At 58.3% G+C, this 26,674-nt stretch carries 25 protein-coding genes; 4 read left to right on the forward strand and 21 right to left on the reverse strand.

The genetic code is table 11. The features are described from left to right. Nucleotides 1-83: 83 nt before the first annotated feature. Together J8Z22_RS17735 and J8Z22_RS17740 are read right to left on the reverse strand one after the other, a co-directional pair. Nucleotides 84-1,373, reverse strand: a complete 1,290-nt coding sequence (locus J8Z22_RS17735) for an NCS2 family permease (RefSeq protein ID WP_028112114.1) — start codon at nt 1,371-1,373, stop codon at nt 84-86. Nucleotides 1,374-2,658: 1,285 nt separating this feature from the next. Next, nucleotides 2,659-3,558, reverse strand: a complete 900-nt coding sequence (locus J8Z22_RS17740; protein ID WP_252007302.1) for a LysR family transcriptional regulator — start codon at nt 3,556-3,558, stop codon at nt 2,659-2,661. 112 nt (nt 3,559-3,670) lie between these two features. Between J8Z22_RS17740 and J8Z22_RS17745 the strand changes: the two genes are divergently transcribed. Continuing rightward, a complete protein-coding gene (locus tag J8Z22_RS17745) occupies nt 3,671-4,807 on the forward strand; it encodes an alcohol dehydrogenase family protein (protein WP_252007304.1) in 1,137 nt (378 codons plus the stop codon). Between the two features lie 5 nt (nt 4,808-4,812). On the opposite strand, the gene J8Z22_RS17750 is transcribed toward J8Z22_RS17745, so the two are convergent. Continuing rightward, the gene (locus J8Z22_RS17750; RefSeq protein ID WP_252007307.1) at nt 4,813-6,333 is read right to left on the reverse strand and encodes a leucyl aminopeptidase family protein; all 1,521 of its coding nucleotides are present in this window, start codon (nt 6,331-6,333) and stop codon (nt 4,813-4,815) included. 174 nt (nt 6,334-6,507) lie between these two features. Here J8Z22_RS17750 and J8Z22_RS17755 point away from each other — a divergent pair, with 174 nt between their 5' ends. Continuing rightward, nucleotides 6,508-7,965: an aminoacyl-histidine dipeptidase gene (locus J8Z22_RS17755; protein WP_252007309.1), complete on the forward strand. Its 1,458-nt coding sequence runs from the start codon at nt 6,508-6,510 to the stop codon at nt 7,963-7,965. Between the two features lie 55 nt (nt 7,966-8,020). Here J8Z22_RS17755 and J8Z22_RS17760 read toward each other — a convergent pair whose 3' ends face one another. The 3 genes from J8Z22_RS17760 to J8Z22_RS17770 all read right to left on the reverse strand — a co-directional run bounded on the left by J8Z22_RS17760 (nt 8,021) and on the right by J8Z22_RS17770 (nt 10,376). Then, nucleotides 8,021-8,428 (reverse strand): hypothetical protein, encoded by a 408-nt coding sequence (locus tag J8Z22_RS17760; protein ID WP_028112118.1) that lies wholly within the window; start codon nt 8,426-8,428, stop codon nt 8,021-8,023. Nucleotides 8,429-8,688: 260 nt separating this feature from the next. Beyond that, nucleotides 8,689-9,738 carry a DNA polymerase IV gene (gene dinB / locus J8Z22_RS17765; protein ID WP_028112119.1) on the reverse strand — a complete coding sequence of 350 codons (1,050 nt, stop codon included), beginning with the start codon at nt 9,736-9,738 and terminating at the stop codon, nt 8,689-8,691. A gap of 65 nt (nt 9,739-9,803) precedes the next feature. Beyond that, on the reverse strand, nt 9,804-10,376 hold the full coding sequence (locus tag J8Z22_RS17770; protein WP_252007311.1) for an FMN-dependent NADH-azoreductase: 573 nt from the start codon (nt 10,374-10,376) through the stop codon (nt 9,804-9,806). A gap of 136 nt (nt 10,377-10,512) precedes the next feature. Here J8Z22_RS17770 and soxR point away from each other — a divergent pair, with 136 nt between their 5' ends. Continuing rightward, nucleotides 10,513-11,001, forward strand: a complete 489-nt coding sequence (soxR, locus tag J8Z22_RS17775; RefSeq protein ID WP_252007312.1) for a redox-sensitive transcriptional activator SoxR — start codon at nt 10,513-10,515, stop codon at nt 10,999-11,001. Nucleotides 11,002-11,028: 27 nt separating this feature from the next. On the opposite strand, the gene J8Z22_RS17780 is transcribed toward soxR, so the two are convergent. The 10 genes from J8Z22_RS17780 to J8Z22_RS17825 all read right to left on the reverse strand — a co-directional run bounded on the left by J8Z22_RS17780 (nt 11,029) and on the right by J8Z22_RS17825 (nt 20,448). After that, on the reverse strand, nt 11,029-11,712 hold the full coding sequence (locus J8Z22_RS17780) for a methyl-accepting chemotaxis protein (protein ID WP_252007314.1): 684 nt from the start codon (nt 11,710-11,712) through the stop codon (nt 11,029-11,031). Further along, a complete protein-coding gene (locus J8Z22_RS17785; RefSeq protein ID WP_252007316.1) occupies nt 11,713-13,032 on the reverse strand; it encodes a methyl-accepting chemotaxis protein in 1,320 nt (439 codons plus the stop codon). Between the two features lie 301 nt (nt 13,033-13,333). Continuing rightward, entirely contained in the window at nt 13,334-13,555 is a 222-nt protein-coding gene (gene nqrM / locus J8Z22_RS17790) for a (Na+)-NQR maturation NqrM (protein ID WP_028112123.1), read from the reverse strand. Further along, complete coding sequence (locus tag J8Z22_RS17795; RefSeq protein ID WP_035415469.1) at nt 13,552-14,592, reverse strand: FAD:protein FMN transferase; 1,041 nt, start codon at nt 14,590-14,592, stop codon at nt 13,552-13,554. Before J8Z22_RS17795 ends, nqrM begins: the two co-directional genes overlap by 4 nt. Nucleotides 14,593-14,606: 14 nt before the next feature. Then, complete coding sequence (gene nqrF / locus J8Z22_RS17800) at nt 14,607-15,830, reverse strand: NADH:ubiquinone reductase (Na(+)-transporting) subunit F (protein ID WP_252007318.1); 1,224 nt, start codon at nt 15,828-15,830, stop codon at nt 14,607-14,609. 35 nt (nt 15,831-15,865) lie between these two features. Then, entirely contained in the window at nt 15,866-16,474 is a 609-nt protein-coding gene (gene nqrE, locus J8Z22_RS17805; RefSeq protein ID WP_028112126.1) for an NADH:ubiquinone reductase (Na(+)-transporting) subunit E, read from the reverse strand. 9 nt (nt 16,475-16,483) lie between these two features. Next, a complete protein-coding gene (locus J8Z22_RS17810) occupies nt 16,484-17,113 on the reverse strand; it encodes an NADH:ubiquinone reductase (Na(+)-transporting) subunit D (protein ID WP_371878025.1) in 630 nt (209 codons plus the stop codon). Continuing rightward, nucleotides 17,113-17,889 carry a Na(+)-translocating NADH-quinone reductase subunit C gene (locus J8Z22_RS17815; RefSeq protein ID WP_028112128.1) on the reverse strand — a complete coding sequence of 259 codons (777 nt, stop codon included), beginning with the start codon at nt 17,887-17,889 and terminating at the stop codon, nt 17,113-17,115. Before J8Z22_RS17815 ends, J8Z22_RS17810 begins: the two co-directional genes overlap by 1 nt. Further along, nucleotides 17,882-19,108, reverse strand: coding sequence for an NADH:ubiquinone reductase (Na(+)-transporting) subunit B (locus J8Z22_RS17820; protein WP_028112129.1), 1,227 nt, complete (start codon nt 19,106-19,108; stop codon nt 17,882-17,884). Before J8Z22_RS17820 ends, J8Z22_RS17815 begins: the two co-directional genes overlap by 8 nt. Further along, entirely contained in the window at nt 19,108-20,448 is a 1,341-nt protein-coding gene (locus J8Z22_RS17825; RefSeq protein WP_028112130.1) for a Na(+)-translocating NADH-quinone reductase subunit A, read from the reverse strand. Before J8Z22_RS17825 ends, J8Z22_RS17820 begins: the two co-directional genes overlap by 1 nt. Before the next feature lie 450 nt (nt 20,449-20,898). On the opposite strand from J8Z22_RS17825, the gene J8Z22_RS17830 reads away from it, so the two are divergent. Next, nucleotides 20,899-22,434 carry an MFS transporter gene (locus J8Z22_RS17830; RefSeq protein ID WP_252007320.1) on the forward strand — a complete coding sequence of 512 codons (1,536 nt, stop codon included), beginning with the start codon at nt 20,899-20,901 and terminating at the stop codon, nt 22,432-22,434. Between the two features lie 62 nt (nt 22,435-22,496). Here the strand turns inward: J8Z22_RS17830 and luxS are convergent, their stop codons facing one another. From luxS to J8Z22_RS17855, 5 genes are all read right to left on the reverse strand, one after another. Then, a complete protein-coding gene (gene luxS / locus J8Z22_RS17835; RefSeq protein ID WP_028112132.1) occupies nt 22,497-23,006 on the reverse strand; it encodes an S-ribosylhomocysteine lyase in 510 nt (169 codons plus the stop codon). A gap of 65 nt (nt 23,007-23,071) precedes the next feature. Next, the gene (locus tag J8Z22_RS17840; protein ID WP_035415473.1) at nt 23,072-24,166 is read right to left on the reverse strand and encodes a TRAP transporter substrate-binding protein; all 1,095 of its coding nucleotides are present in this window, start codon (nt 24,164-24,166) and stop codon (nt 23,072-23,074) included. Between the two features lie 65 nt (nt 24,167-24,231). Continuing rightward, the gene (locus tag J8Z22_RS17845) at nt 24,232-25,590 is read right to left on the reverse strand and encodes a TRAP transporter large permease subunit (RefSeq protein WP_252010494.1); all 1,359 of its coding nucleotides are present in this window, start codon (nt 25,588-25,590) and stop codon (nt 24,232-24,234) included. After that, the gene (locus tag J8Z22_RS17850; protein WP_252007322.1) at nt 25,590-26,090 is read right to left on the reverse strand and encodes a TRAP transporter small permease subunit; all 501 of its coding nucleotides are present in this window, start codon (nt 26,088-26,090) and stop codon (nt 25,590-25,592) included. Before J8Z22_RS17850 ends, J8Z22_RS17845 begins: the two co-directional genes overlap by 1 nt. Before the next feature lie 196 nt (nt 26,091-26,286). Next, nucleotides 26,287-26,595, reverse strand: a complete 309-nt coding sequence (locus J8Z22_RS17855; protein WP_028112136.1) for a BolA family transcriptional regulator — start codon at nt 26,593-26,595, stop codon at nt 26,287-26,289. Nucleotides 26,596-26,674 lie beyond the last annotated feature (79 nt).

Consider the following 26,674-nt stretch of genomic DNA (forward strand, 5'->3'; position numbering starts at 1 on the left):
TCTCAAAGCACATCTTAAAAACGCAAAAAGGCGCCCCTAAAAGGGACGCCCATCACGACTCGTTGCTTTTTTATACGACTTGCTTATAGGAAGGCGTATTTCAGGATAAAGGCCACCGCCAGAATGGCCACCGCCGGGTTCAGATCCCGGAACCGGCCGGTCATCAGCTTCAGTGCCGCGTAGCTGATGAAGCCCACGGCGATGCCGTGAGAGATGGAGTAGCTGAGCAGCATCACCAGGGTGGTCAGTACTACTGGCGCCGCTTCGGTCAGATCTTCCCAGTCCACGCCCACCAGGCCAGACATCATCAGGATGGCGACGTACAACAGCGCCCCGGTGGTGGCGTAAGCAGGCACCATCCCCGCCAGTGGCGAGAACAGCAGACAGGCACAGAACAGCAGGCCAACCACCACCGCGGTCAGGCCGGTCCGGCCGCCGGAGGCAACACCGGCGGTGCTTTCCACGTAACTGGTGGTGGTGGAGGTTCCCAGCATGGCACCGGCGATGGTAGCACTGGAGTCGGCAAACAACGCCTTGCTCAGACGAGGCAATTTGCCCTGGTCGTCGAGCATGTTACCGCGCTGGGCCACTGCAATCAGGGTACCTGAGGTATCGAACAGATCCACAAACAGGAAGGCGAACACCACCGACAACATGCCCACTTCCATGGCACCGGCCAGGTCCATCTGCATCAGGGTCGGCATGATCGACGGCGGCGTCGACATGATGCCGGTAAACTCCTGCTTACCGAACACTAGTGCCAGCACGGTTACCACCAGGATGCTGATCAGCACCGCCGCTTTGAGGCGGAAATGCACCAGGGTAATCACCATCAGGAAGCTGAGCATCGCCATGATGCTTTCGAAACGGGTCACGTCGCCCAAAGACACCAGGGTCGCCGGGTTATCGACGATGATCCCGGCACTTTGCAGGCCGATGAACGCCAGAAACAGGCCGATGCCTGCAGCAATGCCCAGTCGCAGCGACATGGGAATGGCGTTGACGATCCACTCGCGAATCTTAATTACCGACAGCAGCAGGAAGCACAGACCGGACAGGAATACCGCTCCCAGTGCCGTCTGCCAGGAGTAGCCCATCTGACCGACGACCACAAAGGTGAAGAATGCGTTCAGGCCCATCCCGGGTGCCAGAGCGATGGGGTAGTTGGCCACAAAGCCCATAATGAAACAACCGATGGCAGCCGCCAGACAGGTGGCCACAAACACGGCCCCTTGGTCCATTCCGGCAATGGCCAGCATCGATGGGTTTACGAAGATGATATAAGCCATCGCCAGGAAGGTCGTCAGTCCGGCGATCACCTCTTGGCGCGCGCTGGTACCGTTGGCCTTCAGCTTGAAGAGCTTTTCCAACATAGGATGTCCTAATTTTTTTGTATTTTAATAATTTGAGTACAGAGTCGCACTGCCTGGGGCAGTTGCGGCGCAATTATGCGGATTTCGCCTCATTTCAGCAAGCAAAAGGCCAAAATGATGGCAAAAGTGTTATGAAAATGCGCAGGAATGTGATCGGGATTAACCGACAGGTTAAACTCGGTTCAGACTCTGTTTCGACGTTCCCCTTAGCCTAGGCATACGCCAATGGGTACCAGGATGCCGGCGAAAACAGATAAAAAAACGCCGGCAACAAGGTTGCCGGCGTCAAGGATGACAAAGTTGGACCGTACAACCATCGGCGAATCCCGCCAATGGCACAGATGGGGTCTAAAACAAGTAACTGATGAAATTACAAAGGGTAAAGCTTAGCGAACGTAATAAATTGCGGTCGCGTTCCAGCCGGCGGATGACCAGCTGCCATACAGGTTAACGGTGTAACCAAATGGGGTATTCATAATGTATGCTCCGATAGTTGCTAACACTGATTCGATAGTGGTGCGGTTCCCTGGCACAGCGACTCGGTTCCTTGGAGATACGGTTGCCTCAACGGAGTGAGGCGGGGTAACGGCGACGCCGTTACGGTTTCTCTTAGCGAGCGAAGTAGATCGCGGTGGCGTTCCAGCTCATGTGAGACCAGCTGCCGTGAAGAGAAACGTTGTAAGCGAATGGGTAGTTCATTGTGTATGCTCCGATAAATTGCTAACACTGATTAAAATAGTGGTGCGGTTCCTTGGCACAGCGACTCGGTTCCCTGGAGATACTGTTGCCTCACCGAAGTGAGGCTGAGTAACGGTGTCCGTTACCGTCCTTCTTAGCGAGCGAAGTAAATCGCAGTCGCGTTCCAGCTCATGTTTGACCAGCTGCCGTGAAGGGAAACGTTGTAAGCGAATTGGTAGTTCATAATTGTTCTCCGATAAAAATGCTAACACCTAGTGAAAGTGGTGCGGTTCCTTGGCACAGCTCGCTCAGTTCCTTGGAGAAACTTTTGCCTCAACCCTTTGAGGCAAGAAAACCAATCTGGCTTTACTAGGGGGAGTTGCCTCCCGACAGTTGCTATAATACCTTTTTGTAATTTTATTACAAGCTTTTCTGTGAATTAATTTAAAAAAACCGCCATTTCTGAAAGTTTATTACATGATAACCAATGTAAATGAACCCTCCCGGCGCGACCAGCGTCACAAAACGCCTTTAAAATGACAAGCCCACCCCGAAGCAGCCCAACAACGGTGGCGTTGATCACACTTTCAGACCCACTTTCTGCCATTTATTCATCCTCAGCCCGGATTGCCCGGGACGCCCTCAGGATGCAGGCCTGTATTCGACTGACCCGTTGCCGTTCCAACTCGGGCTGGTGTAACAGGCTAATGGTCAATCGCCGTTTACGGGACAGATAGTCAGGTAAAGCAGGACGCGACTCCGCGGCCAACACCGACTCTGGCACCAGGGCCAGCGCCACGTCGGCATTGACGGCTGCCAGCACGTTATCCATCACCGCCGTCGACAGCACCACCTTATGTCCAGCCCCACCGGACTTAAGATCCGCCAACGCCCAATCCCGAACCAGGCAGTCCTCGCTGAACAGGGCCACCGCCAATGGCTGTTCCGGGGTCATCAACAGCCGCGGCGCGCCGTGCCAAACCCAGGTTTCCTGCCATAACACGGTGGCACGCTCGTCGGCGTTGTCGGTAGCCACAATGGCCATATCCAATGCGCCCAGCGCCATCAAGCGCTGCAACTCCCGGCTGCGTTGGCATACGATACGAGCGTCTAACCCGGGAAACTCCATCGACAACGCCGGCATCATTTTTTGCAGCAGCGCCGGCAGGTACTCACTGGGCACACCGATACGAAGTTGACCGGTGATCAGAGGCTGACTGACCGCCGACACCGTCGCGGCATTCAGTGCCACCAGCCGTTCCGCATACTGTTTCAATGTCTGCCCGGCCTGGGTCAACTGAATGCCCCGATTGGAGCGACTCATCAGGCTGGTTCCCAGTTGCGCCTCCAGCTTTTTCAGTTGCATGCTGACCGCCGCCTGGGAACGATACACCTCGGTCGCAGCGGGTTTGAGACCACCGTGTTTCACCACCGCCAAAAACGTGTTCAGCAACTCGATGTCGAGCAATGGGCGGGTATCGGTATTCTGCGGCAGCGTAGGGGGCATCGGCGGCTCCAGTGATTCAGGTTTACTAAATCATACTCCAATTTTATTCGTTTGCCTGAATAACAGCGTGCCCCTACCCTGCCCTTATTGATTCTCAGATCGGAGCTGCGCCATGACTCACCCTTCTCTCCCCACCACCATGAGTGGCGTCCAACTCAGCGGCCATGGAGGGCTGGAGACACTGAACTACCGAACCGATCTAAAGGTGCCCAGCCCAGGTCCGAATCAGGTGTTGATTCGAGTCGGGGCCGCCGCCATCAACAATACCGACATCAATACCCGCATCGGCTGGTACTCCAAGTCCGTGACTCAGGCAACCGATGCCGGCGGCCGTCACGGCTTTGAGGCCCTCGCCAGTCAGGATGCCTCCTGGGCCGGCCAGCCGCTGTCCTTTCCCCGCATTCAGGGGGCCGATTGCTGCGGGCGTATTGTCGCCGTCGGCGAAGGCGTGGCGCCACAACGGCTGGGCCAGCGGGTATTGGTGCGACCGCTGCAGTCACCGCTGCACGCCGTTACCGACGATCATCCCGACTGCATTACCTGGGGCTCAGAGTGCGACGGTGCCTTCGCTCAGTTTGCCCTGTGCCGGGCCTCGGAGGCGTATCGGGTTAACAGTCGCCTCAGCGATGCCGAACTGGCTGCCATTCCCTGCGCCTACTCCACCGCGGAAAACATGTTGCATCGCGCCAACCTTGGCGCCGGCGAACGGGTGCTGATCACTGGCGCTTCCGGCGGCGTCGGCAGTGCCGCCATCGAGTTGGCCCGGCGCCGCAATGCCAGAGTCTGGGCGGTATCGCAGCCCAACAAGCACGCGTCGCTGTTGGCCATGGGGGTAGAGCGGGTCTTCAGTCGAGACAGTGATCTGCTGGCCGAGGTGGGGCCGGAGTCGGTGCAGGTGGTGATCGATCTGGTGGCCGGCAATCACACCGCCACCTTAATGGAGCTGCTCTGTCGCGGCGGACGCTACGCCATCGCCGGCGCCATTGCCGGCCCGCTGGTACAGCTGGACATGCGCACCCTGTACCTGAAAGATCTCAGTCTGCTGGGCTGCACGGTTCAGCCACGAGTAGTGTTTGAAAACCTGCTGGATTACCTCGAACGGGACGAGTTGTCCCCCCAAATAGCGGGCCGCTTTCCGTTGTCGCAGATACGCCAGGCCCAGCAGGTCTTTTTACAGAAACGCCACGTCGGCAAGTTGATTCTAGAGCCCCACGGGCCTCAGGCAGGGAGCGGGCCCCTGCCTGAGTAACGGCATTACAGCTCGGCCATCATCGCCAGCAGGGTGGCCACCGGCCGCGCGGTCGGTTTGCCGTACAGCGGGTTGCTGGCTTCCACCGCGCTGGAGGCGATGTCCACATGCAGATAGGGAATGGGCTTGTCGCTGCCGAGGTGATACCGGTCCAGGCCAGACGCTTTAAGCAGGAAGGCCAGTGGAAACTGGTGACCACGGCTGATGTTGACCGATGCCCCGTTGTTGGAGGACAACAGATCTTCCGACTCACTGCGCGGCGCCACCTGAGCGAAGTCTTCCCGTCGCAGCGTCGACAACTCCACCGGCTCTGCCCAGCGCTCCCCCACTTGCTGCATCACCCGGCCCAGCTGGCCACTGCGGGCCACGCTGTTTTCCACCACGCCGGTATAGGGCCCATAGGCCCGGCCCACGTGACCGGTAAGAGTCGCCAGGGAAAAGACCCTGGGGTTCACGGCCTGGTCGGCCTGCTGGCGCAGGTGCGACAGCAGGTCCGCCAGCACCAGTCGCCCTTCGGCATCGGTGTTGCCGATGCGGACTTTGGCACCGGCATGGCCGGTAATGATTTCGTCAGGCACAAAGGCATCGCTGCCGATGCTGTTGCGCACCAGCCCCAACTCGGCGATGATTCGTATCCCTTTGGGCTGCAGCATCGCCACCGCCTTCATCAATCCCGCCGCCGCCGCCGCGCCACCTTTATCCCGGCTCATGCCCGCCATGGAGCCGCCGACTTTCAAATCGGCGCCGCCGGTATCGAAGGTCACGCCTTTGCCGGCAATCAACCAGGTCTGGTGAATCTCTCCTTCGGGGCAATACTCCACCCGCACTACCCGGGCGCTGTGGCGGGCTACGGCGAAACTGCTGCGGGCCACGGCACTCAGCAGCGGGTACTCCCGCACCAGTTGCTCGGCATCATCGATGATGGAGACGTCCAGCGGCTCCTCCTCAAACAGCGCCAGACAATAATCCGCAAACGCCGGTGGCGCCATCTGTTCCGGATCGCCGCCACACAGGTCCCGGGCTGCAACCCGCCCATGCTCGAGCGCATTGAGCCTATCGGCATCCTGACCATCCAACACCCCAACCCGAACTTGGGTACTGTCCTCCACATCCGGATTCAGATACAGACCCTGACCACAGCCCAGGGCCGCCACATCGGCGCCATACAGGTAACGGGCATCGGTTTTCGGACCATCGACCAGCAACAGCACATTGCGGGCACCGGCGCGATACGCCATCTTGATGCCGGTCTCTGCCGCTTCATAAAAGCGGCGGGCGTCTTCATAGTCGCTGCCCAGATCACCGGTGGGAGCCAAGATCAAACGGCCACCAGCCAGCCCTGGCGCCAACAACAGAGTGGCTTCGCTGCCGATGCGCTGATCCACCGATGCCGCATGCTGAATCAACTGCGACACCTCCGGCCATTGAGCCAGCTCGAATCGATCGCTGACCACCAACACCGCGTCCCAGGGGGACTGACCAAACAGCGCATCCCGCTGCTGTGAACTGAAGGTTACCTGTGCCATAACGTTGTCTTTCCTCTATAAATCCCTTGTGAGCCATGATAGCAACTCCCCGGCCCCTTCGCTCCCCTTGCGCGCCCCCTGTCAACCTGAGCTTCCAGTTGACCACAGCGGTCTGCGGTGGATGTGGTACACTGCCCCGACCCTTTTTTTCGGCGAATACAGGAGTAATTGCTTGTGCAGTCACTGAGTTCCTTGAGCCCACAGCCATTGTGGCGCTGGTTTGAAACCATCTGCTCCATCCCACACCCTTCCAAGCATGAGATTGCCTTGCGTGATCACATTGAGCGCTGGGCAAAACAAAAGGGGCTCAGCACCCAGATCGATAACGTGGGTAACCTGATCATCTCCAAGGCCGCCACCGCTGGCATGGAGAACCGCAAAGGGGTGATTCTGCAAGCGCACCTGGACATGGTGCCGCAAAAGAACGCCGACACCGATCACGACTTTACCCGTGACCCGATTCAGGCGCGCATCGACGGCGACTGGGTGACGGCCACCGGCACCACCCTGGGCGCCGACAACGGCATCGGCATGGCATCGGCGCTGGCGGTTCTGGAAGCCGACGATCTGCAGCACGGGCCACTGGAAGTGCTGTTGACCATCGATGAAGAAGCAGGCATGACCGGCGCCTTTGGCCTGGAAGCCGGGGTATTGAACGGCGACATCCTGATCAACACCGACTCCGAGGAAGAAGGCGAGGTGTACATGGGGTGTGCCGGTGGCGTCGATGCCGCCCTGACCGTGGCCATCTCCCGCGAAACCGCTCCGGCGGATCTGCACAGCTTTGACATCGCCCTGACCGGTCTCAAAGGCGGCCATTCCGGCTGCGACATCCACCTGGGACGAGGCAATGCCAACAAACTGCTGGCCCGGTTCCTGTTTGGCCACGCCGACGAACTGGGCTTGCGTCTGTCCAGCTTCAACGGTGGCACTCTGCGCAACGCCATTACTCGAGAAGCCTGGATGTCGGTGCAACTGCCGGCGGCTAAGGTCGATCTGCTGGAGCAGCGCATCAGCCAGTACCGAGCCATTTTGCAAAACGAACTGGCCGCCACCGAGCCCGGCCTGGCTCTGACCCTGCAGCCTTCCGACAAGGCCGCACAGGTGTTCAATGCCGACGCCCAAAGCAAGCTGATAGCCCTGATGCACGCCGCCCCTAACGGCGTCATCCGCATGAGCGACGAGTTTGACGGTGTGGTGGAAACCTCATTGAACATGGGAGTGGTCACCACCAGCGACGATCAGGTCGAGATTCTGTGCCTGATTCGCTCCACCATCGACAGTGGCCGAAGCATGGTAGAAAACATGCTCAAGGCCCTGGGCCAGCTGGCCGGCGCCGAGCTGTCCTTGTCTGGTGCCTACCCTGGCTGGAAGCCCGATGCCAGCTCGCCCATCATGGCGGTGGTACGGGAAACCTATCAGGCTAAGTTCGGTACCCTGCCCAACATCATGGTGATTCACGCCGGTCTGGAGTGTGGCCTGTTCAAGAAGCCTTATCCGAATCTGGATATGGTCTCCATCGGCCCCACCATCCGATTCCCGCACTCGCCAGACGAAAAAGTGGAGATCGCCACGGTCGACAAATACTGGCAGTTACTGACCGAAGTGCTGCAGGCGATTCCAGCCAAGTAAGCCCCATCAATCAAAAAAGCCGTCCAGCTGGACGGCTTTTTTATGCCCGACGGGGTCAGATCAAACCTTTCTTTTTCACCGCGGGCTTGTTGTGCTCCAGCACCAGCATCTCCACCAGATCGCCGGGGGCCTCGCGGCAACTCTGCAGCAACGCCTCATGACGCTGAGTCTCGCACGCTTTAACTATCTCGATGCCTTTGTCCTTACCAAACCGGCGCATCAGATAGCCCATGGCGTTGTCTTCGGCGTAGCCGAGCAGCACCTTCACCTTGTCGGTATTGCCCTGATCCTGATAATAGGTCACCGTGCGACAAAAGGTTTTGTCGCCCACATACTGGGTGAAGTAATCGGAATCCCGCATTGGCTTTTGTTGGTAGAAGCCATACCCAAGGCCGTAACAGACCCCCATCACCAGCGTCAGCAGACCCGCCGACACCAGCAGTTGTTTCGCTAAGGTTCTCATCCTTAACCTCCTTCCTGTCGCCGGTGGATTGCTGGTCACCGACTGATGGTAGGCGCTGTATTGCCAGCTGGCAGAAAGGACGCAACGCCGTACCCGAAACCAGGCAAAGATGTGTAATGTGGGGATACTGCTTGTAACACGCCTGGTGTTCCCGCTTCACCAACACCTCTGGCTCTATGGCATCATGCGGGTGTTTTCAGGAAGCTCACTACCAGATTAGGCTGTTGTTTAATTGAGCGTTTTGACGAGGATCAAAAAAATTAAAGCGGCAGGGTCAACTGTTTCAGCGCCTTGGCATCCGCCAGCTCCACCTGAATCCCCACCAAGCGCACCGCCCGGCCGCCGCCACGGTTGAAAGCGATGGTCAACAGGGCTTCAAACAACTGTGGACTCAACTGCTGACTCTGTTGAGACACCGTGGTCAGTTCGAAATCGGAGAACTTCAGTTTCACCGTCTGTCCCTTGATGCTGCGCCGACTCTTGGCCAGGCGTCGCTGCAGCTCCGGCACCAGCGTCTGCAACTGGTTCAGACAGGCATCCACGCTGGGCAGATCTTTAGCCAGTGTGGTCTCCACCCCCACCGACTTGCGGATGCGGCTAGGCTCAACCGGGCGTTCGTCCAGCCCCTGGCACCGTTGCCACAACACCGGGCCAAACTTGCCCAGCATCTGTTCCAACTCCACCGCCGTCAATGCCAGCACATCCTTGCCGCTACTGAGCCCCATCCTCTGCAAGCGCTCGCTGGTCTTAGGGCCGACACCGGGAATTCGCTTCAACGGCAGCCGGGCGGCAAACTCGGCCGCCTGTTCCGGGGCCACCACCATTTGACCATTGGGCTTATTTTCATCCGAGGCCACCTTGGCGAGGAATTTATTCGGCGCCACGCCGGCGGAAGCGGTTAAGCCGGTTGCCGCGTAAATGTCGGCCCGAATCGCTTCCGCCATGCGGGTAGCACTGCCCTGACAATGGGGTTTGCCAGTCACATCCAGGAAGGCTTCATCCAGTGACAGCGGCTCCACCAGCTCGGTGTATTGTCGAAAGATGGCGTGAATTTGCTGAGAGACGGCCTTATAAACCTCCATTCGATGAGGCACCAACACCAGATCCGGACAGAGTTGTTGTGCCTTATGGGTCGGCATTGCCGAGCGCACCCCAAAGGCGCGGGCCTGGTAATTGCAGGTGGCAATCACCCCCCGCCCCGACGCCTGACCACCCACGGCAATGGGCTTGTCCCGCAATGACGGGTTGTCCCGCATCTCCACGGCAGCATAGAAACAATCCATGTCGATGTGAATGATCTTACGCTGCATCCAGCCAACACCTGTATATAAAACCAGTATCAGAATATCAGCTTGTTACTGCAATGCCAATGACCTTAGGCCACGCTGTGCAACCGGGTGCGAATCCTGGCCAACGCCTGCTGACGCAGGTAGGTATCCAGCTGATTGGCATGAATCACGGTCAGATCCGTGATGCCCATCTGGGCCAGTGGCCCCCGCAACTGCAACTCGGCGCCTCCGGTGTCGCTGCCGCCGCAGGCCAGCACCAGGTAAGCACGTTTGCCGGACAACATGCCTTGAATGCCGCCATCATGGTAACGAAAGGTTCGTCGTGGCCGCATCACATGATCCAGCCAGCTCTTGAGGGTAGAGGGCAACGCACTGTTGTAAACAGGCGCACCAATCACCACCACATCGGCGGCCTTTAACTCATCGATAAGCCGATTCGACAGTCGATCGGCAGCGTCGATCTCCGGGCTGCTCTGTTCACCATAGAAGGCTTCCAATGTGTGGCCACTGAAATGGGGCAGCGGATCGGCGGCCAGATCCCGCTCCGTCAATGTGATTGACTGAGCCTGGCTTAAGCTGGCGACCAGCTCACGGCACAGGCCTCGAGACTGGGATTCTTGCTCACGGGCGCTGCTGTGCAGCAGCAACAGATTGGTCATTGGGACTCCGATTCCAGAAAGGGTCTGACGGCCCCTGTCTGGGGCCGGTTCGTTAAGGCTGAAACGGAGTCTAAAACTTAAACATTACTTTAAGTCAAGTTATACTTCAGGCCTGAACCATAAACCGATTTGGGCCATGAAACGAAAAGACAATTACCTCAGCGTCAGCGAGGCCGCCGACCGAGCCGGAGTGGCGGCCTCGGCGCTGCGCTTCTACGAAAGCCGGGGGCTGATTCGGGCCAGCCGCACCGCCGGCAATCAACGACGTTTTCACCCGTCGGTGCTACGCACCATCTCGGTGATTCGGGTGGCGCAGAAGCTGGGCCTGACTCTGGAAGAGATCGGTCAGGCGCTGGCCAGCCTGCCCGATGAGCGACCGCCGAATAAGCGCGATTGGGAGCGGCTATCGGCCCGCTGGAAAAACCAACTGGACCAACGGATTGAAAACCTGCAACGACTGAGGGACAACCTCAGCGGCTGCATCGGCTGTGGCTGTCTGTCGATGCGCTCCTGCGCCCTGTTCAACCCCGACGATGAAGTGGTTGCTCGAGGCAGTGGTCCCCGGTTCCTGCTGGAAGACGCCATTCAAGGTGGCGAAAGCGGCCATCAAAAAGGCCACCCCTAGGGGTGGCCTGATTGTTCCTGGCTTCTGTCAGACCCGGTAGCGGTCCAGGCCGCTGGCCAACTGATGGCCCCCTTCCGACAACTCCTCCAGATTGCGCTCCAGCTGATCGCCCCGCGCCACCGCGTCGTCGGACAACTCATGCACCCGGGACACCGTGGTAGCAATCTCCTCCGCTACCCGCGCCTGCTGAGAGATGGCCTGAGTCATCTCCTGCACCTGATGCTCAATCCGCCCCACCTCGGCACCGGCCTCGGCCAGGGTATCGACAATCTGTTGATTGCTGACCTGACTCTGATCCACCTGGGCGCAACTGGTCTGCATGGCACGTTCCGCCTCAATGCTGGATTGCTGCAAGGTGGCGATAATGGCCTGAATGTTGGCGGTGGAATCCTGAGTCTTCGACGCCAGCGTGCGTACCTCATCCGCCACCACCGCAAAGCCCCTTCCCTGCTCTCCGGCCCGAGCTGCCTCGATGGCGGCATTAAGCGCCAGCAGGTTGGTCTGCTCGGCGATGGTGCGAATCACATCCAGCACTTCGCCGATCTGGTCGGCATTCTGACGCAACCGTGATACCACCCCGCTGGCATCGCCGACCTGGGCCGACAGTTGTGCCAGCGCCTGTTTGCCCTGCTCCACCGCATCACCGGCCTGGCGCATCTGTGCCGTCACTTGCTGCGCATGCTCGGTAACGGTATCGGCACTGCGGGCCATCTAGGCGCTGGTCTGCGCCATCTCGTTGGTGGCTGCCGATGCCTGTTCCACTTCGCCTTTTTGCGCCGACATCGAGGCCAACGTCTGTTCCCAGATGTCGGTGGCCACCTGGCTGCTTCGGGACACCGACTGAGTCAGCTCTTTGCTCTGGTTCACCAACTGATGCACCCGCTCTGCGAACAGATTAAACGCCCTTCCCAATTGGCCCAGCTCATCGGCGCGACTGACCTCGATGCGGCTGCTGAGATCCCCGTCTCCCTGAGCGATCTCCTCCATCGCCCTCACCAACTGCCGAATCTGGGCTTTCAGCGGCAGCAACAACAACCACACCACAGCGGACACCAACAGAGTCAGCAGCACCGATGCCAGTCCGGTCGACCAGGCTTCGCTGGCGACATGGGCATCCACCACCTGCTCCGGCAACAGGAATCCCAGTCGCCAGTGCATTAACGGATAGTCACTGTCTACCGGTTGCCACTGCACTCGCTGCGTTTGCCCCTGCCACTGTACCGTGGCGGTGCCAGTGGGCTGGTTGATCAACTGGCTCGCCAAAGCGGCAAAACCGCTGCTGTCGGCAAACTGATTGTCCACTTCGCCCAACAACGAACCAGGGGGAAAACGGTCAGAAAACGCCGGGAAAAATACCAGCTTGCCCTGTTCAGTCATCAGGAACGCTTGCCCCTGCTGCTGGTACTTAATGTTCGACAGCAGCGACTCACCGATGGTGGTGATCAAAATGTCCATGCCACCGATCCCCAGCAGCTGGCCATCGTGGTCATAGACGGTGCGCTTTACCGTCGCCGAGACCGAGCCGTCATTGGCGTCCACCGCCGGATCGGTGACGTAGAGGCGATCTTTGCCGATGGCCTCACCCCACCAGGGGCGTTTATTGGTGTAGTAGTTGGGATCGTCGGAGTAGCGACCATTGAGATCAAAATACTCATAGGTGTGATTGCTGCCGAAAAACAAGCTCTTAATCGCCGGGTCCTGGTCGGAAAAGAAGCGAAAATAATCGGTCACGTCGTGGTAGTCAGCGTTGCCCTGCAATGAGCCGCCGCGTTGATCGTATTCACGAAAGAAGCGCTTCACCTGCGGGCTGGAAAACGCCGCGTGAATCACCTGGCCCTTAGCCTCGAAAAACGCCGCAATGGCGCTGGCCTGTTCCGACACCAGTTGCGCCACCTCGCGCCCCACCTGTTCCCGGGTTTGCTGCCGACTCTGGCTGACCTGATACACGGTCACCAGCGTCAGAATGATAAACAGCGACCCACCGATGGAAGCCACCAGTTGCCGAGTAAGCGATGCCCTAAACCAATTCATCCTTGATCCCCAATTCATCCATTTCTTATCGTTATCGGCCAAAATTACCGTTGCTAAACATCATACCGGAAGCAGGCGGCAATGGACGGCTGAAGAGGCAAACACGATATTGCTCTGCCACTGGCCGACAACTCAATATAAACGTCGCAAAATCAAAGACTCATCATTTTTTCGAATCCGAATTAGCAGTCGCAAAGGCGATATCCGTCGGCCATTGCTGGCAACATCCTGGCCATTGACCAGGCAAAAAAACGGGCCTGGTGTCACCACCAGGCCCGCCATTGAATCGGAAGGATCAGCCTCAGATGATGCGCTGTTCCATCAACTGCTGACGGCGGCTCTCCTGTGCCATCTTGGCTTTGCGCTTGTCGCAGGGCTCAGGACAATCACAGGCCTTGTCGACGCCAACGCCGCCCAGTCCGCCACAGGAGCCGCTGATGGTCTTACGCTTAAATACATAGCCCACCGCCATGATGGCCACAACGCCCAACATAATCACAAAGGTGGCAATAAAGGTGTTCATGATGCTTGCTCCTTAGACTCCAGATAGGCGTTGAACGCCTTGCTGTAATGCACCTGATACTGGCCATCAGCCCGTTCTATCAACATTACCGCTAACCCGGTGCGCTCAGCAAGGGCCAGGCCCTTTTCCACGCCCATCACCATCAGCGCCGTCGCCAGACCATCGGCGGTCATGCAGCTGTTGGTGATCACCGTGGCGGACACCAGGTGGTGAGCCACCGGCCGACCGGTAGCCGGATCGATCAGATGGGAAAACTGCACCCCGTCCTGCTCGAAGAAATTGCGATAATCGCCGGAGGTGGCCACCGACATGTTGCCCGGTTCAATCACCGTGAACACATCCCGACCGGCGGGATCCGGACGCTCAATGGCCACGCGCCAGGGTTGCCCCTGAACCTTATGACCCTTGACCCGCAGTTCCCCGCCCACCTCGACCAGGTAGTTGTGAATGCCCCGGCTTTCCAGCACTTCGGCCACCACATCGACCCCATAGCCTTTGGCAATGGAGGAGAGATCCACCTTCAGCGTCGGTTCGGTCTTAAACAACCAGCGCCCTTTCATGGACAGCTTGTCATGACCGATGGTGGCTTTGACTCTGGCGATCTGTTCGTCAGAGGGGGCCGTCTCAATATGGCCGTCGGGACCAAAGCCCCACAGGTTGACCAGCGGCCCCACGGTCACATCCAACGCGCCGTCGGTGAGATCGGTAAGCCGTTTGGCTTCGGTCAGCACCTTGGCGAACTCAGAACTGATCTCCATGCCGCCTACCCGCTGCATGCGGTTAAAGCGACTGACCTCGGAACTGCGCTTCCAGGTGGACATGGACCGGTTGACCTGGCCCAGCCTCAGGTCGATCTCGCCCTGCAACAGCAGCGGATCCACCGGCGAGTCGGTGTCGACCCAGCTGATGTGATAGGTGGTGCCCATGGTGTGTCCGGAAACGGACTCCACCTCCGGCGTTGTCGGGGAGCATCCAGAAAGAAAGATGGCCAGCCCGACGAGGGCCAGCCATAGATGCTTATAGGCTCGATACAACATGAAGCCTCGCAAGTTTAGCCACCGAAATCATCCAACAGGATGTTTTCGTCTTCGACGCCCAGATCTTTGAGCATGTTGATCACCGCGGCGTTCATCACCGGAGGACCACACATGTAGAACTCGCAATCTTCGGGGGCGTCATGGTTCTTCAGATAGTGTTCAAACAGCACGTTGTGAATGAAACCAGTGTAGCCGTCCCAGTTGTCCTCAGGCTGAGGATCGGACAGGGCCACGTGCCACTCGAAGTTGTCATTCTCGGCCGCCAGACCATCGAAATCTTCGGTATAGAACATCTCACGCTTGGAGCGGGCACCATACCAGAAGCTGATTTTACGATCGCTGCTCAGGCGCTTCAACTGGTCAAAGATGTGCGAGCGCATCGGTGCCATACCGGCACCACCGCCGATGAAGACCATCTCGTTCTTGGTCTCTTTGGCGAAGAACTCCCCAAACGGTCCGGAAATGGTCACCTTATCGCCGGCCTTCAGGCTCCAGATGTAGGACGACATCTTACCGCAAGGCAGGCTCAGGTTGTTTGGCGGCGGCGTCGCAATCCGCACGTTCAACATGATGATGCCTTCCTCTTCCGGGTAGTTGGCCATGGAGTAGGCGCGAATGGTCTCATCCTCAACCTTGGATTCCAGGTTGAAGAAACCAAAACGCTCCCAGTCGGCCCGGTACTCTTCCGGAATGTCGAAGTCGGCGTATTTCACGTGATGCGCCGGCGCTTCGATCTGAATGTAACCACCGGCGCGGAACGGCACCGATTCGCCGTGAGGGATCTTCAGCTTCAGCTCTTTAATGAAGGTGGCCTTGTTATCGTTGGAGATAACTTCGCATTCCCACTTCTTGATGCCGAACACCTCTTCCGGCAACTCGATGTCCATGTCGTTCTTGACTGCCACCTGGCAAGCCAGACGACACCCTTCACGGGCCTCGCGCTTGGAGATGTGGTCCAGCTCAGTAGGCAGGATCTCGCCGCCGCCTTCATGTACCTTCACCCGGCACTGGCCGCAGGAGCCACCGCCACCACAGGCTGAGGAAACAAAAATACCGTTACCTGCCAGCGCGCCCAGCAGTTTGTCGCCGGCTCCGGTGGTAATGGTCTTATCTTCATCGTCATTGATCTTAATGCTGATGTTACCGGAAGAAACCAGCTTGGATTTGGCAAACATAATCACCAGTACCAGCACGGTTACAATTGCGGTAAACATCGTTACGCCGAGTACAATTTCCATCGACACGTCCTTTTACTTCTTATTCTCGGCGCCGCTTACAGCGACACTCCGGAAAATGACATAAAGCCCAGAGCCATCAGGCCCGCGGTCACGAAGGTGATGCCCAGCCCACGCAGCCCTTCCGGCACGTCGGAGTACTTCATCTTTTCGCGGATGCCTGCCAACAGAACCAGCGCCATGGCCCAGCCCACACCGGCACCCAGACCAAAGACCACGGATTCAATGTGACCGTACTCGCGGTTAGCCATGAAGGACACGGCCCCGAAGATGGCGCAGTTCACCGTAATCAGCGGCAGGAAGATGCCCAGCGCGTTGTACAGAGGCGGGAAGAACTTATCCAGAATCATCTCCAGAATCTGCACCAGAGCCGCAATCACACCGATGAAGGTAATGAAGTTCAAAAAGCTCAGATCCGAATTTTCCATCCCCGCCCAGGACAGCGCGCCCGGCTTAAGGATGTACTGAAAGATCAACTGGTTAAACGGCACCGCCAGGGTCAGTACCACAATCACGGCCACACCCAGGCCCATGGCGGTTTTGACTTTCTTGGACACCGCCAGGAAGGTACACATCCCCAGGAAGAAGGACAGCGCCATGTTTTCAATAAAGATCGCCCGAACCAACAGGCTGATGTAATGTTCCATATCTTGTCCTTAGTCCTTAGGTTCGACCTGCTCCGGACGCGCAGTCCGAATGCCCCAGATAATGAAGCCAATCAGGAAGAACGCGCTCGGAGGCAGCAACAGCAGACCATTAGGCACGTACCAACCGCCGTCGGTTACCTTAGACAGTACTTCAACCCCAAACAGGGAACCGTTACCAAACAGCTCTCGCACGAAACCGATGGACATCAGTACCGCCGAGTAACCCAGGCCGTTACCGATACCGTCGAGGAAGCTCGGCAGCGGCGGGCTCTTCATGGCGAACGCTTCGGCGCGTCCCATCACGATGCAGTTGGTAATGATCAAGCCAACGAATACCGTCAGCTGCTTGGCGACTTCGTAGGCGTAAGCTTTCAACACCTGGTCCACCACAATCACCAACGAGGCGATGACGGTCATCTGGACGATGATGCGCACACTGTTGGGAATGTGATTGCGAATCATGGAGATGAACAAGTTGGAGAAGGCACACACCATTGTCAGGGCGATGGACATCACCAACGCCGTTTCCAGCTTGGAGGTGATCGCCAGGGCAGAACAGATACCCAGTACGTTAAGTGCAATGGGGTTACTGGCTAGCACCGGTCCCAGGACAATGTCCTTCATGGATTTCTCAGACATCAGAGAATGCCTCCTTTACGAGCGTTGGCAATAAAGGGACCAAAGCCCTCCTCACCCAGCCAGAAGTCCAGGGTGTACTGAACGCCGTTGGCGGTCAGCGTGGCTCCGGACAGAGCGTCAATGTCGTGTTGTTTGTCGGTGGGCATCTTGGTGACACGAATCTTGAGATCGCCCTGCGAATCAAACAGCTTTTTGCCAGGCCACAGCGCCTTCCATTTCGGGTTCTGGACCTCACCGCCCAGACCGGGAGTTTCGCCGCTGTCGCTGAAGTCGTAGTAGACCATGGCTTTGACGGTGTTCATGTCCGGTTCCAATGCCAGGAAGGCGTACATGGTGGACCACAAGCCGTAGCCGTGCACCGGCAGAATCACGCTGTCCAGCTCGCCATTGTCGTCTTTCACCAGATACACCAGCGCCTGATTGGCACGACGCTTGATGGACGCCACGTCGTTGACCGGCACCATGGAGGTGGCGGTATCTCGGGCAGCCTGGCGCTGGTTAAATCCGGCGGCGTCGACATTGGTATCGAACTCACCGCTGTTTAGGTCAACCACCTTGGCTTCGATGTACTGGTTGTACACCGCTGCCACATCGCCGTTGACCTTATCCAGCAGACTGGCGGCTTCCAGGATGTACTTCTGGGTGTCCTGGGCCTTGTTCTTCTCCTGCAGCGGCTTCAGGGCCACGGCGGCCGTAGACACCACCAGGGAACACACCAGACACAGGCCGATAACCACGCCCAGGGTCTTGCCAAAACTTTCGTTGTTGTTAGCCATTGCGCGCCAGCCTCCGCTTGATGTTGGATTGAACCACGAAGTGGTCGAACAAAGGTGCCCACAAGTTGGCAAACAGAATCGCCAGCATCATGCCTTCGGGGAAGGCCGGGTTCACCACGCGGATAAGCACCACCATCACCCCAATCAGGATGCCGTAGGCCCACTTGCCCTTCTCGGTAAAGGAGGCGGACACCGGGTCGGTAGCCATAAAGAACATACCGAAGGCGAAACCACCCAGAACCAGGTGCCAGGTCCAGGGAACGTTGAACATCGGGTTGGCGTCGGAGCCAATCAGGTTAAACAGCGACGACATGGCAATCATGCCCACCATGGTACCCATGACGATGCGCCAGGAGGCGATGCGGGCGTAGATGATCACCAGTCCACCCAGGGCCAGGGCCAGGGTCGAGGTCTCACCAACACTGCCGCCAATGAAGCCGTAGAAGGAGTCCCACCAGGCGGCATCGCTGAAGGCATCGAACCAGCCGTAATCGGCAAAGCTCTTGGCGCCGGACGCGGCCTGACTCAAGTAGGTGGCCCCGGTGTAGCCGTCAACCGCACGCCAGATGGAGTCACCGGACATGTTGAGTGGGTAAGCGAAGAACAGGAAAGCCCGCCCCGCCAGCGCCGGGTTCATGAAGTTACGACCGGTGCCGCCAAACAGCTCTTTGGCAACGACCACGCCGAAGGTGATCCCCAGCGCCACCTGCCACAACGGAATGGTGGCCGGCAGAATCAGTGCGTACAACACCGAGGTCACGAAGAAACCTTCGTTAACTTCGTGTTTGCGCACGCTGGCAAACAGCACTTCCCAGAAGCCCCCCACCGCGAAGGTGGTCAGGTAGATGGGCAGGAAGAAACAGGCGCCGTACAGCATCAGGCCACCGATGCCGGTAGCGGCGTTGAGCTGCCCTCCCAGCATCTCAAACAGGCCAACCTGCCACATGGCTGGCAGTCCAAAGCCTTCAGCCATGGCCAGTTGCGCCTGCAAACCGACGTTGTACATACCAAAAAACATGGCCGGGAAGGTACACAGCCACACGGTAATCATGATCCGCTTCAGATCGATGTTGTCACGGACGTGGGTGCCACCCTTGGTGGTGTGTCCCGGAGTGTACAGAATGGTCGCCGCCGCTTCATACAGGGCATACCACTTCTCGTACTTGCCGCCTTTTTCAAAATGCGGCTCAATTTGCTCGATAAAATTCTTCAGACCCATCAGCCTTCCCTCTCGATGATCTCAAGACAGCGACGCAGTTCGACCCCGTAGTCGTACTTGCCCGGACACACGAAAGTGCACAGGGCCAGATCTTCTTCGTCCAGTTCCAGACAGCCCAGCGATTGGGCGTTGTCGGTGTCTTTGGCGATCAGATCACGCAGCAAAATGGTGGGCAGAATGTCCAGAGGCATCACCCGCTCGTAGTTGCCCAGCGGCACCATGGCACGCTTGGAACCACCGGTACTGGTGCTCATGTTGAACAGCTTGCCCTTGCTCAGGTGAGCCAGGAAGGTGCGGGTCAGGGAGAACTTGTCACCGCCGGGCATCAGCCAGCCGAACAGGTCTTTGCTATCGCCCTCTTCCAGCACGGTCACCTGCTGGTGGAAACGCCCGAGGAAGCCATGGGAACCGCTGCCGGTATGACCGGACAACACCGAACCGGAGATCACCCGGTGATGAGGGTTGGACAGCGCACCGTCGGTCAACTGCGCCAGGTCGGCGCCCAGCAGAGTCTTGAGCAGACGCGGCTGGTTGACCACCGGACCGGCCAGGGACACGACCCGTCGGCAATCCAGCTCACCGGTGGTGAACAGGGTGCCGATGGCAATCACATCCTGATAGCCGATATGCCATACGCTGCGAGCCATACTGGCCGGCAACAGATGATGGATGTGGGTGCCTGCCAAGCCTGCCGGGTGGGGCCCTTTGAACTGGGTCATCTGCAGATGATCGTTGTCACCCACATCCAACGCGGTTTCGCCGGTATTGAGGTACACCTTACCGTCGGTCAGCTTACCCAGCACCGTCAGGCCGTGACAAAACGCATCGTAGGCTTCGGCAATCACCACCATGGGATCCGCAGCCAACGGATTGGTGTCGATGGCCGTCACAAAGATGCCGGCGGGGGCACTGTCCAATGCAGGAGTTTTGCTGAACGGGCGAGTACGAAGGGCGGTCCACAAGCCACTGTCCACCAGGTTGCTTTGCACCCGGTCGCGACTCAACTGACTCAGCTCTTCGACGGTGTAGTGGGGGAAGCGAATGCCTTCGTCGCCATCAATGTCGATGACTACGGATTGCAATACGCGTTTGGCACCCCGGTTGATGGCACTGATGGTGCCACAGGCAGGAGAGGTAAACTTGACGCCCGGGTTCTTTTTGTCTTCAAAAAGTACCTGGCCGCGCTTCACCCGCTCACCCTCTTTGATATGCATGGTGGGGCGCATACCGTGATATTCTTCTCCAAGGAGCGCGACCCGAGTGACCGATGGGCCCTCAAAAATCTTTTGCTCCGGACTCCCTTCAATGGGGAGGTCCAATCCTTTCTTTATTGTAATCATACTCATTTGCACTGCTGTCTGGGACTTCGTCTCTTCGCCCACGAATGGTGGAAAAGAGGAATTCATGTTGACGTCGTTAGCAATTCACCAACCAGACATGAACCGCCGCATAAAAATGACTATTAGTGAGATCCATGTCACGCTGACTCGGGCGAATCATACCCCAACCGTGCCTATACTGCTACGAAAATCACCAAAGAATGGATCGATTGCTGCGATTACTGCCGTTTTATTAACAAAAAGCGCTTAAACGTGCGAAAAGCAGGTGAAATATATTACTAACTCGGTTCACCTCTCATGATTAGCGTGATATTTCCACCCCCAATTTCGATCGAATTTCAGTCATATATTTTTCCGATTTTATTGCATAAAAGTCCCGACTTGAGTTGCAGGGGCAGATTCGAGTAGAGTCGGCACACCGCAATTACATCGATAACACAGGGACAACAGGTGCAACAGCTGGATAAATACAAAGACAACGACCTGACCGAGGTTAAGCAGCTGGGGTTATGGGCCTCCATCGCCGGGCTGGGCTACATCTTCTGGTTGGTCGGAGGCATGGAGATCATCGAACGCCTGGCCTACTACGGGGTCAAGGCCACCGCCGGCATCTACGCCAGCGACCCGGTCTCCAAAGGCGGACTGGGGATCACCATGACCGATTACGGGGTGATCATGTTCATCTTCGCCCTGACTCAGACCACGGTGCCCATCGTCACCGGCGGCCTGTCGGATCGCCTCGGCTATAAAGAAACCATCGCCCTATCGACGCTGATAAAGATCGCCGCCTACCTGATCATGGCGTTTTTCCCCAGTTTTCTGGGCTTTACCCTGGGAGCCATGACCCTGGCCTTTGGTACCGGCATCTTTAAACCGGGCATTCAGGGCACCATGGTGAAGGCGGTGCCCAGAGAGTCCACCACCATGGCCTGGGGCATCTTCTACCAACTGGTGAACATCGGCGGCTTCCTGGGTCCACTGGTGGCGGTGCAACTGCGCCAGCTGTCCTGGGATCACCTGTTTTTCGCCTGTGCCGCCATTATCTCGCTGAACTTCCTGTTTCTGCTGATGTACACCGAACCGGACAAGGACGAGCGCCTGGCCCGAAAGCAGGCGGTGAAGGCCGGCGAAATCAAGCAACAGGCATTGTGGAAAGAGTCTCTGAGAGAGATCCGCAAACCGTTGGTGTTTGGCTACATGTTTGCCTTTTCCGGTTTCTGGTTCATGTTCAACGCCATGTTTGATGTACTGCCGGTACACATCAAAGAGTGGGTGGATACCAGCACCATCGTTACCGACCTGTTTGGCGCCGGCGGCACCCAGAATCCGTTCTGGATCGGCCTGCTGGGACTGAACCACGAAGGCACCCGGGTGATGCCGGACTTCCTGATGAGCGTCAACTCAGTCATGATCGCCACCTGCTGCTTCCTGGTGGCCGCAGGCACCGCCAGGTTCCGCATCATGAGCTCCATGCTGGCCGGTGCCCTGTTCTGTACCGGCGCCATGCTGGTGGTGGGCTTCACCCCCGGCGCCTGGTTTATGATCATGGCCATTGTGGTCTTCAGCCTCGGCGAAATGCTGCTCAGCCCCAAAAAGGGCGAATTCATGGGCAACATCGCCCCGGCCGACAAGAAGGCGATGTACCTGGGCTTCGTCATGCTGCCCCAGGGAATCGGCTGGACTCTGGAGGGCTTTATCGCTCCCTGGCTGTACGACATGTTTGCCTCCAAGGATCGGTTGTCCCGCGACTACCTGGGTGAGCTGGGAATGGCCACCGACCGGATTCAGGGCATTCCTCAAGGGGAGGCGTTCGATCGGCTGGTGAGTTTTGCCAACACCACTCCGGAGCTGATGACCCAGACCCTGTATCAGGCCAACAACATCGGCCTGGCCTGGTACATCATCGCCACCGTAGGCGCCATCTCGGCGGTGGGCATCTACATCTACGCCAAGATGGTGTTCCGCATTCAGAAAGCGGCCAACTAACGCTAAAAAAGCGCATCAAAAAGGGGAGCCTGAGGCTCCCCTTTTTCGCATTCAAATGCCAGTTACAGCTTGGCCAGCTGCTCTTCACTGAGGGTGATGTCACTGTTGCGGTTGACCCCAACACCGCGGGCAATAATATCATTGGCAATGGCCTTGGCCTGCTCCAGCGAGTGCATCTCATAGGTCCCGCATTGGTACTCATTCAGCTCCGGAATCTGCGACTGCGACTGCACCGCCAACACATCCTTCATGCTCGCCAGCCAGGCGTCGGCCACCTGCGACTCCGCCGGCGTCCCCACCAGGCTCATGTAGAAACCGGTGCGACAACCCATGGGGGAGATATCGATGATCTCCACCCCGTCGCCGTTAAGGTGATCCCGCATAAACCCGGCAAACAGGTGCTCCAGCGTGTGAATGCCCCGCTCCGACAGAATTTCGGCGTTCGGCAGGCAAAATCGCAAATCGAACACCGTGATGGTGTCGCCCTTGGGGGTCGCCATGGTTTTCGCCACCCGCACCGCGGGCGCTTCCATACGAGTATGATCAACGGTAAAACTGTCTAGCAGTGGCATTGGACCATTTCCTTCTATACGTCTAAACGGCTATACGTAAACCATACTCTGACGCCGTGCCGAGATCAATCCTGCTCAATCGGCCCGCGAGCTTGGTTATACGCCTCTTCACTGATTTTATGATAGCGCCGTACCCCCTGATAGAAATTGCGGTAGCTGTCATAGACCTTTTTCATCTGAGGGTCGGACGCCGCCTGCTCGGCCACCACCTGAGCTGACGCCTGGCGCAGGGCGTCCAACACGTCGTCGGGAAAACGGCGCAGCTGCACGCCGTGGTCCTGCACCAAAGCCTGCAGGGCATCGATGTTACGCATGGTGTACTCATCCAGCATGTCCTGGTTCACCGCCTGGGAGGCGCTGACCACGATGGCCTGCAGATCCACCGGCAGGGCATCGTAGGCCTGCTGATTGACGATAAACTCCAGCGTGGTGCCCGGCTCATGCCAGCCCGGGTAGTAGTAATAAGTGGCGGCCTTATGCAGGCCAAAGGCCAGGTCGTTATAGGGCCCCACCCACTCGGTGGCATCGATGGCTCCGGTCTGCAGGGCGGTAAACAACTCCCGCCCCGGCAGCGTCACCGGCACACCACCGAGACGGGCCAGCACTTCGCCGCCCAGGCCCGGCAGTCGCATCTTCAAGCCTTTAAAGTCCTCAAGAGAGTTGATCTCCTTATTGAACCAGCCCCCCATCTGCACCCCGGTGTTGCCCCCCGCCAACGGCTTAATGCCAAAGGGGGCGTAGACTTCATGCCACAGCGCCATGCCACCACCGTAGCGCAGCCAGCTGTTCATCTCCTGGGCATTCATGCCAAACGGCAATGAAGAGAAAAACTGCGCCGCCGGCACCTTGCCCTTCCAGTAGTAGGCGGCACTGTGCCCCATCTCGGCCGTGCCCTGACTGACCGCATCAAACACTTCGAAAGCCGGCAGCAGATCGCCGGCCCCATAGACGGTGATGGTCAGGCGGCCATTGGACATCTGATTGACCCGCTCGGCAAAGCGTTCTGGCGCCATCCCCAGGCCGGGAAAGTTCTTCGGCCAGGAAGTCACCAGCTTCCATTGATGAAGCTGTTGCGGTTGAGTGGCCGCCACCTCCTGATCCTGAGGTTTGGAACAGCCCAGCAGGGCCAGAGTGAGCAGTGCAGTAACCATGACGCGCATTGAGATCCTCCCCGAACGACTTCGCCGCAGGCGGTCGATATGTTGTTGTTGATTGTGTTTAATTATTAACCATATATTTGAGACGGCAACCAGGTAGCCAGAGAGGGCCACAGTGCCAACGCCAACATCATCAGCAGTTGCAGCGCAATAAAGGGCATCACCCCGCGATACAGAGTGAGGCTGTCCAGCCCCGGCGGCGCCACCCCACGCAGATAAAACAGCGCAAATCCAAACGGGGGGGTCAGGAACGAGGTCTGCAGATTCAGTGCCAGCATGATCCCCAACCACACCGGATCCAGCCCCATCAACATCAGGGTCGGCGCCACCAGCGGCACCACCACAAAGGTGATCTCGATAAAGTCGAGGATGAACCCCAGCAGGAACACCAGCAGCATCACCACCAGGGTGGCGCCGATCACTCCCCCGGGCAAATTGGACAACAGCTCATGAATCAGGCTCTCTCCTCCCAGGCCGCGGAACACCAGTGAGAACATCGACGCCCCGATCAGAATCAGGAACACCATTGCGGTAATGCGAACCGTCTCCTGCAGCGCCGCCGCCAGCACCGTAAGGTTGAGATTGCCCCGTAACCTGGCCAGCACCAGGGCACCAAACGCCCCGACCGCCGCCGCTTCGGTGGGGGTGGCCAGCCCCAGTAAAATCGATCCCAGCACCAATACGATCAGCACCAGTGGCGGCAGCAGGGCCAACAACACCTGCCTCAGGGCTCCGGACTGCGCCGCCTGATGATCGGCAGCAAAGTGCTCGGGCTGACGCCACGATAGCCACAGGGTGTAGAGGATGTAGAGGGCCACCAACAACAAGCCGGGGATCAACGCCCCGGCAAACAGATCCCCCACCGACACCGTTCGAGGGCTGAACACGCCGGCCTTGAGTTGCGCCTGCTGAAACGCCGACGACAACACGTCACCCAACAACACCAGGGCAATGGAGGGGGGAATGATCTGCCCCAGGGTACCGGTGGCACAGATGGCACCGGCGCTGAACGCCGGATCGTAGCCCCGCCTCAGCATGGCCGGCAGCGACATCAGCCCCATGGTCACCACGGTGGCGCCGACAATGCCGGTACTGGCCGCCAGCAGCGCCCCCACCAGCATCACCGAGATGGCCAGCCCGGCCCGAACCCGTCCAAACAGCTGCGCCATGGCCCCCAGCAGTTGCTCTGCCAAGCGTGAGCGCTCCAGGATCACCCCCATCAGCACAAACAGCGGCACCGCCAGTAGCGTTTGGTTGTTGATGATGCCAAACAGGCGATTGGGCATGGCGGTGATAAACGCCCAGTCAAACACCCCGGCGGCACTGCCGATAAGGGCAAACCACAGCGCGGTGCCCGCCAGGGCAAAGGCCACCGGTATGCCGGTCATCAGCACCAGACACACCACGACAAACAACGCCAGCGCCATCATGACGACCGCCTCAATTGCCTGAGATTACGCGCCACCTCCACCAGCGCCTGCAGCCCCAGCGTCAGACACAACATCAGCAACAACGATTTCTGCAGATAGACGCCGGGCAGGCCGCCCGCTTCGCCGGAGCCCTCCAGGCGAGACCAGGAGGCGCTGACGTAGGGCCAGCTCAGTATCCAGATGGCCACCAGAGCCGGCAGCAGAAACAGCAATAGGCCGGCCAGATCCACCCAAGCCTGACCACGGGGAGAGAAGTTGCGGTAGAAGATATCGACCCGAACATGGCCCTGATGCTTCAGGGTAAACGCGGCTCCCAGGGTAAAGGCGGCGCCGTGCAGGTAGAGCACCGTCTCCTGCAGGGCAATGGAGCCCACTTCAAGGCCATAGCGCAGCGCCACCACGGCCATGGCACACAACAGCATCACCAGAATCATCCAGCCACACAGCCGCCCCAGGCGTTCACTGAAGGCATCCCCCCACTCGATCCATCTCTGCACCCTGCCCTCCCTTTGCGTTATGACCGGACAGCACCGGACCTCAAGAGTTAACACCTTGATAACAAAAAATACAGAGGATAGCGAATAAACGGGGAAACGACGGCTTCGGGCAGCGAAGTGTCAACCTAGCTGCTCGCCGCGACAGACAGTCAATCAGGCTGCCAGCGACGGCAGCCTCTGTTTCGCTCAGATGGGATCAGCTCAGCGAGCCGGTGCAGCCCGGTGTGCGCGGGGCTTGTTGCTGCTGCTGCCACTCATCCGGCGTATAGGTGTGCAGGGCCAGGGCATGCAGGCCGGCATCAAACTGGGGCTGCAGCAGGCCATTGATGGTGCGATGACGGGCCAGCAATCGCTGCCCCTCAAACTGAGCACTGACCACGATCAGCTTAAAGTGGGTTTCACTGTCTTTGGGGGTACGGTGCATGTAGCTTTCGTTGATCACCTCGAGGTGAACCGGTGCCAGCGCCTCGTTTACTGTGGTTTCGATGGCCTGTTGAATCGACATTGGGGGACTCCATGGCGTCTGAATGTGTGCCTTGGGCCACTTATACCCTGCCGAGTGGGGGAACTCAACCGCACCGCCA

The sequence above is a fragment of the Ferrimonas sp. SCSIO 43195 genome (assembly GCF_023716685.1).
Classification (GTDB): Bacteria; Pseudomonadota; Gammaproteobacteria; order Enterobacterales; family Shewanellaceae; genus Ferrimonas; species Ferrimonas kyonanensis.

Excerpts from the sequence above, each read along its gene's own strand:
- J8Z22_RS17735 (WP_028112114.1), bottom strand. The coding sequence starts at position 1,373 with ATGTTGGAAAAGCTCTTCAAGCTGAAGGCCAACGGTACCAGCGCGCGC.
- J8Z22_RS17740 (WP_252007302.1), bottom strand. The coding sequence starts at position 3,558 with ATGCCCCCTACGCTGCCGCAGAATACCGATACCCGCCCATTGCTCGAC.
- J8Z22_RS17745 (WP_252007304.1), top strand. The coding sequence starts at position 3,671 with ATGACTCACCCTTCTCTCCCCACCACCATGAGTGGCGTCCAACTCAGC.
- J8Z22_RS17750 (WP_252007307.1), bottom strand. The coding sequence starts at position 6,333 with ATGGCACAGGTAACCTTCAGTTCACAGCAGCGGGATGCGCTGTTTGGT.
- J8Z22_RS17760 (WP_028112118.1), bottom strand. The coding sequence starts at position 8,428 with ATGAGAACCTTAGCGAAACAACTGCTGGTGTCGGCGGGTCTGCTGACG.
- dinB (WP_028112119.1), bottom strand. The coding sequence starts at position 9,738 with ATGCAGCGTAAGATCATTCACATCGACATGGATTGTTTCTATGCTGCC.
- J8Z22_RS17770 (WP_252007311.1), bottom strand. The coding sequence starts at position 10,376 with ATGACCAATCTGTTGCTGCTGCACAGCAGCGCCCGTGAGCAAGAATCC.
- soxR (WP_252007312.1), top strand. The coding sequence starts at position 10,513 with ATGAAACGAAAAGACAATTACCTCAGCGTCAGCGAGGCCGCCGACCGA.
- J8Z22_RS17780 (WP_252007314.1), bottom strand. The coding sequence starts at position 11,712 with ATGGCCCGCAGTGCCGATACCGTTACCGAGCATGCGCAGCAAGTGACG.
- J8Z22_RS17785 (WP_252007316.1), bottom strand. The coding sequence starts at position 13,032 with ATGAATTGGTTTAGGGCATCGCTTACTCGGCAACTGGTGGCTTCCATC.
- nqrM (WP_028112123.1), bottom strand. The coding sequence starts at position 13,555 with ATGAACACCTTTATTGCCACCTTTGTGATTATGTTGGGCGTTGTGGCC.
- J8Z22_RS17795 (WP_035415469.1), bottom strand. The coding sequence starts at position 14,592 with ATGTTGTATCGAGCCTATAAGCATCTATGGCTGGCCCTCGTCGGGCTG.
- nqrF (WP_252007318.1), bottom strand. The coding sequence starts at position 15,830 with ATGGAAATTGTACTCGGCGTAACGATGTTTACCGCAATTGTAACCGTG.
- nqrE (WP_028112126.1), bottom strand. The coding sequence starts at position 16,474 with ATGGAACATTACATCAGCCTGTTGGTTCGGGCGATCTTTATTGAAAAC.
- J8Z22_RS17810 (WP_371878025.1), bottom strand. The coding sequence starts at position 17,113 with ATGTCTGAGAAATCCATGAAGGACATTGTCCTGGGACCGGTGCTAGCC.
- J8Z22_RS17815 (WP_028112128.1), bottom strand. The coding sequence starts at position 17,889 with ATGGCTAACAACAACGAAAGTTTTGGCAAGACCCTGGGCGTGGTTATC.
- J8Z22_RS17820 (WP_028112129.1), bottom strand. The coding sequence starts at position 19,108 with ATGGGTCTGAAGAATTTTATCGAGCAAATTGAGCCGCATTTTGAAAAA.
- J8Z22_RS17825 (WP_028112130.1), bottom strand. The coding sequence starts at position 20,448 with ATGATTACAATAAAGAAAGGATTGGACCTCCCCATTGAAGGGAGTCCG.
- luxS (WP_028112132.1), bottom strand. The coding sequence starts at position 23,006 with ATGCCACTGCTAGACAGTTTTACCGTTGATCATACTCGTATGGAAGCG.
- J8Z22_RS17840 (WP_035415473.1), bottom strand. The coding sequence starts at position 24,166 with ATGCGCGTCATGGTTACTGCACTGCTCACTCTGGCCCTGCTGGGCTGT.
- J8Z22_RS17845 (WP_252010494.1), bottom strand. The coding sequence starts at position 25,590 with ATGGCGCTGGCGTTGTTTGTCGTGGTGTGTCTGGTGCTGATGACCGGC.
- J8Z22_RS17855 (WP_028112136.1), bottom strand. The coding sequence starts at position 26,595 with ATGTCGATTCAACAGGCCATCGAAACCACAGTAAACGAGGCGCTGGCA.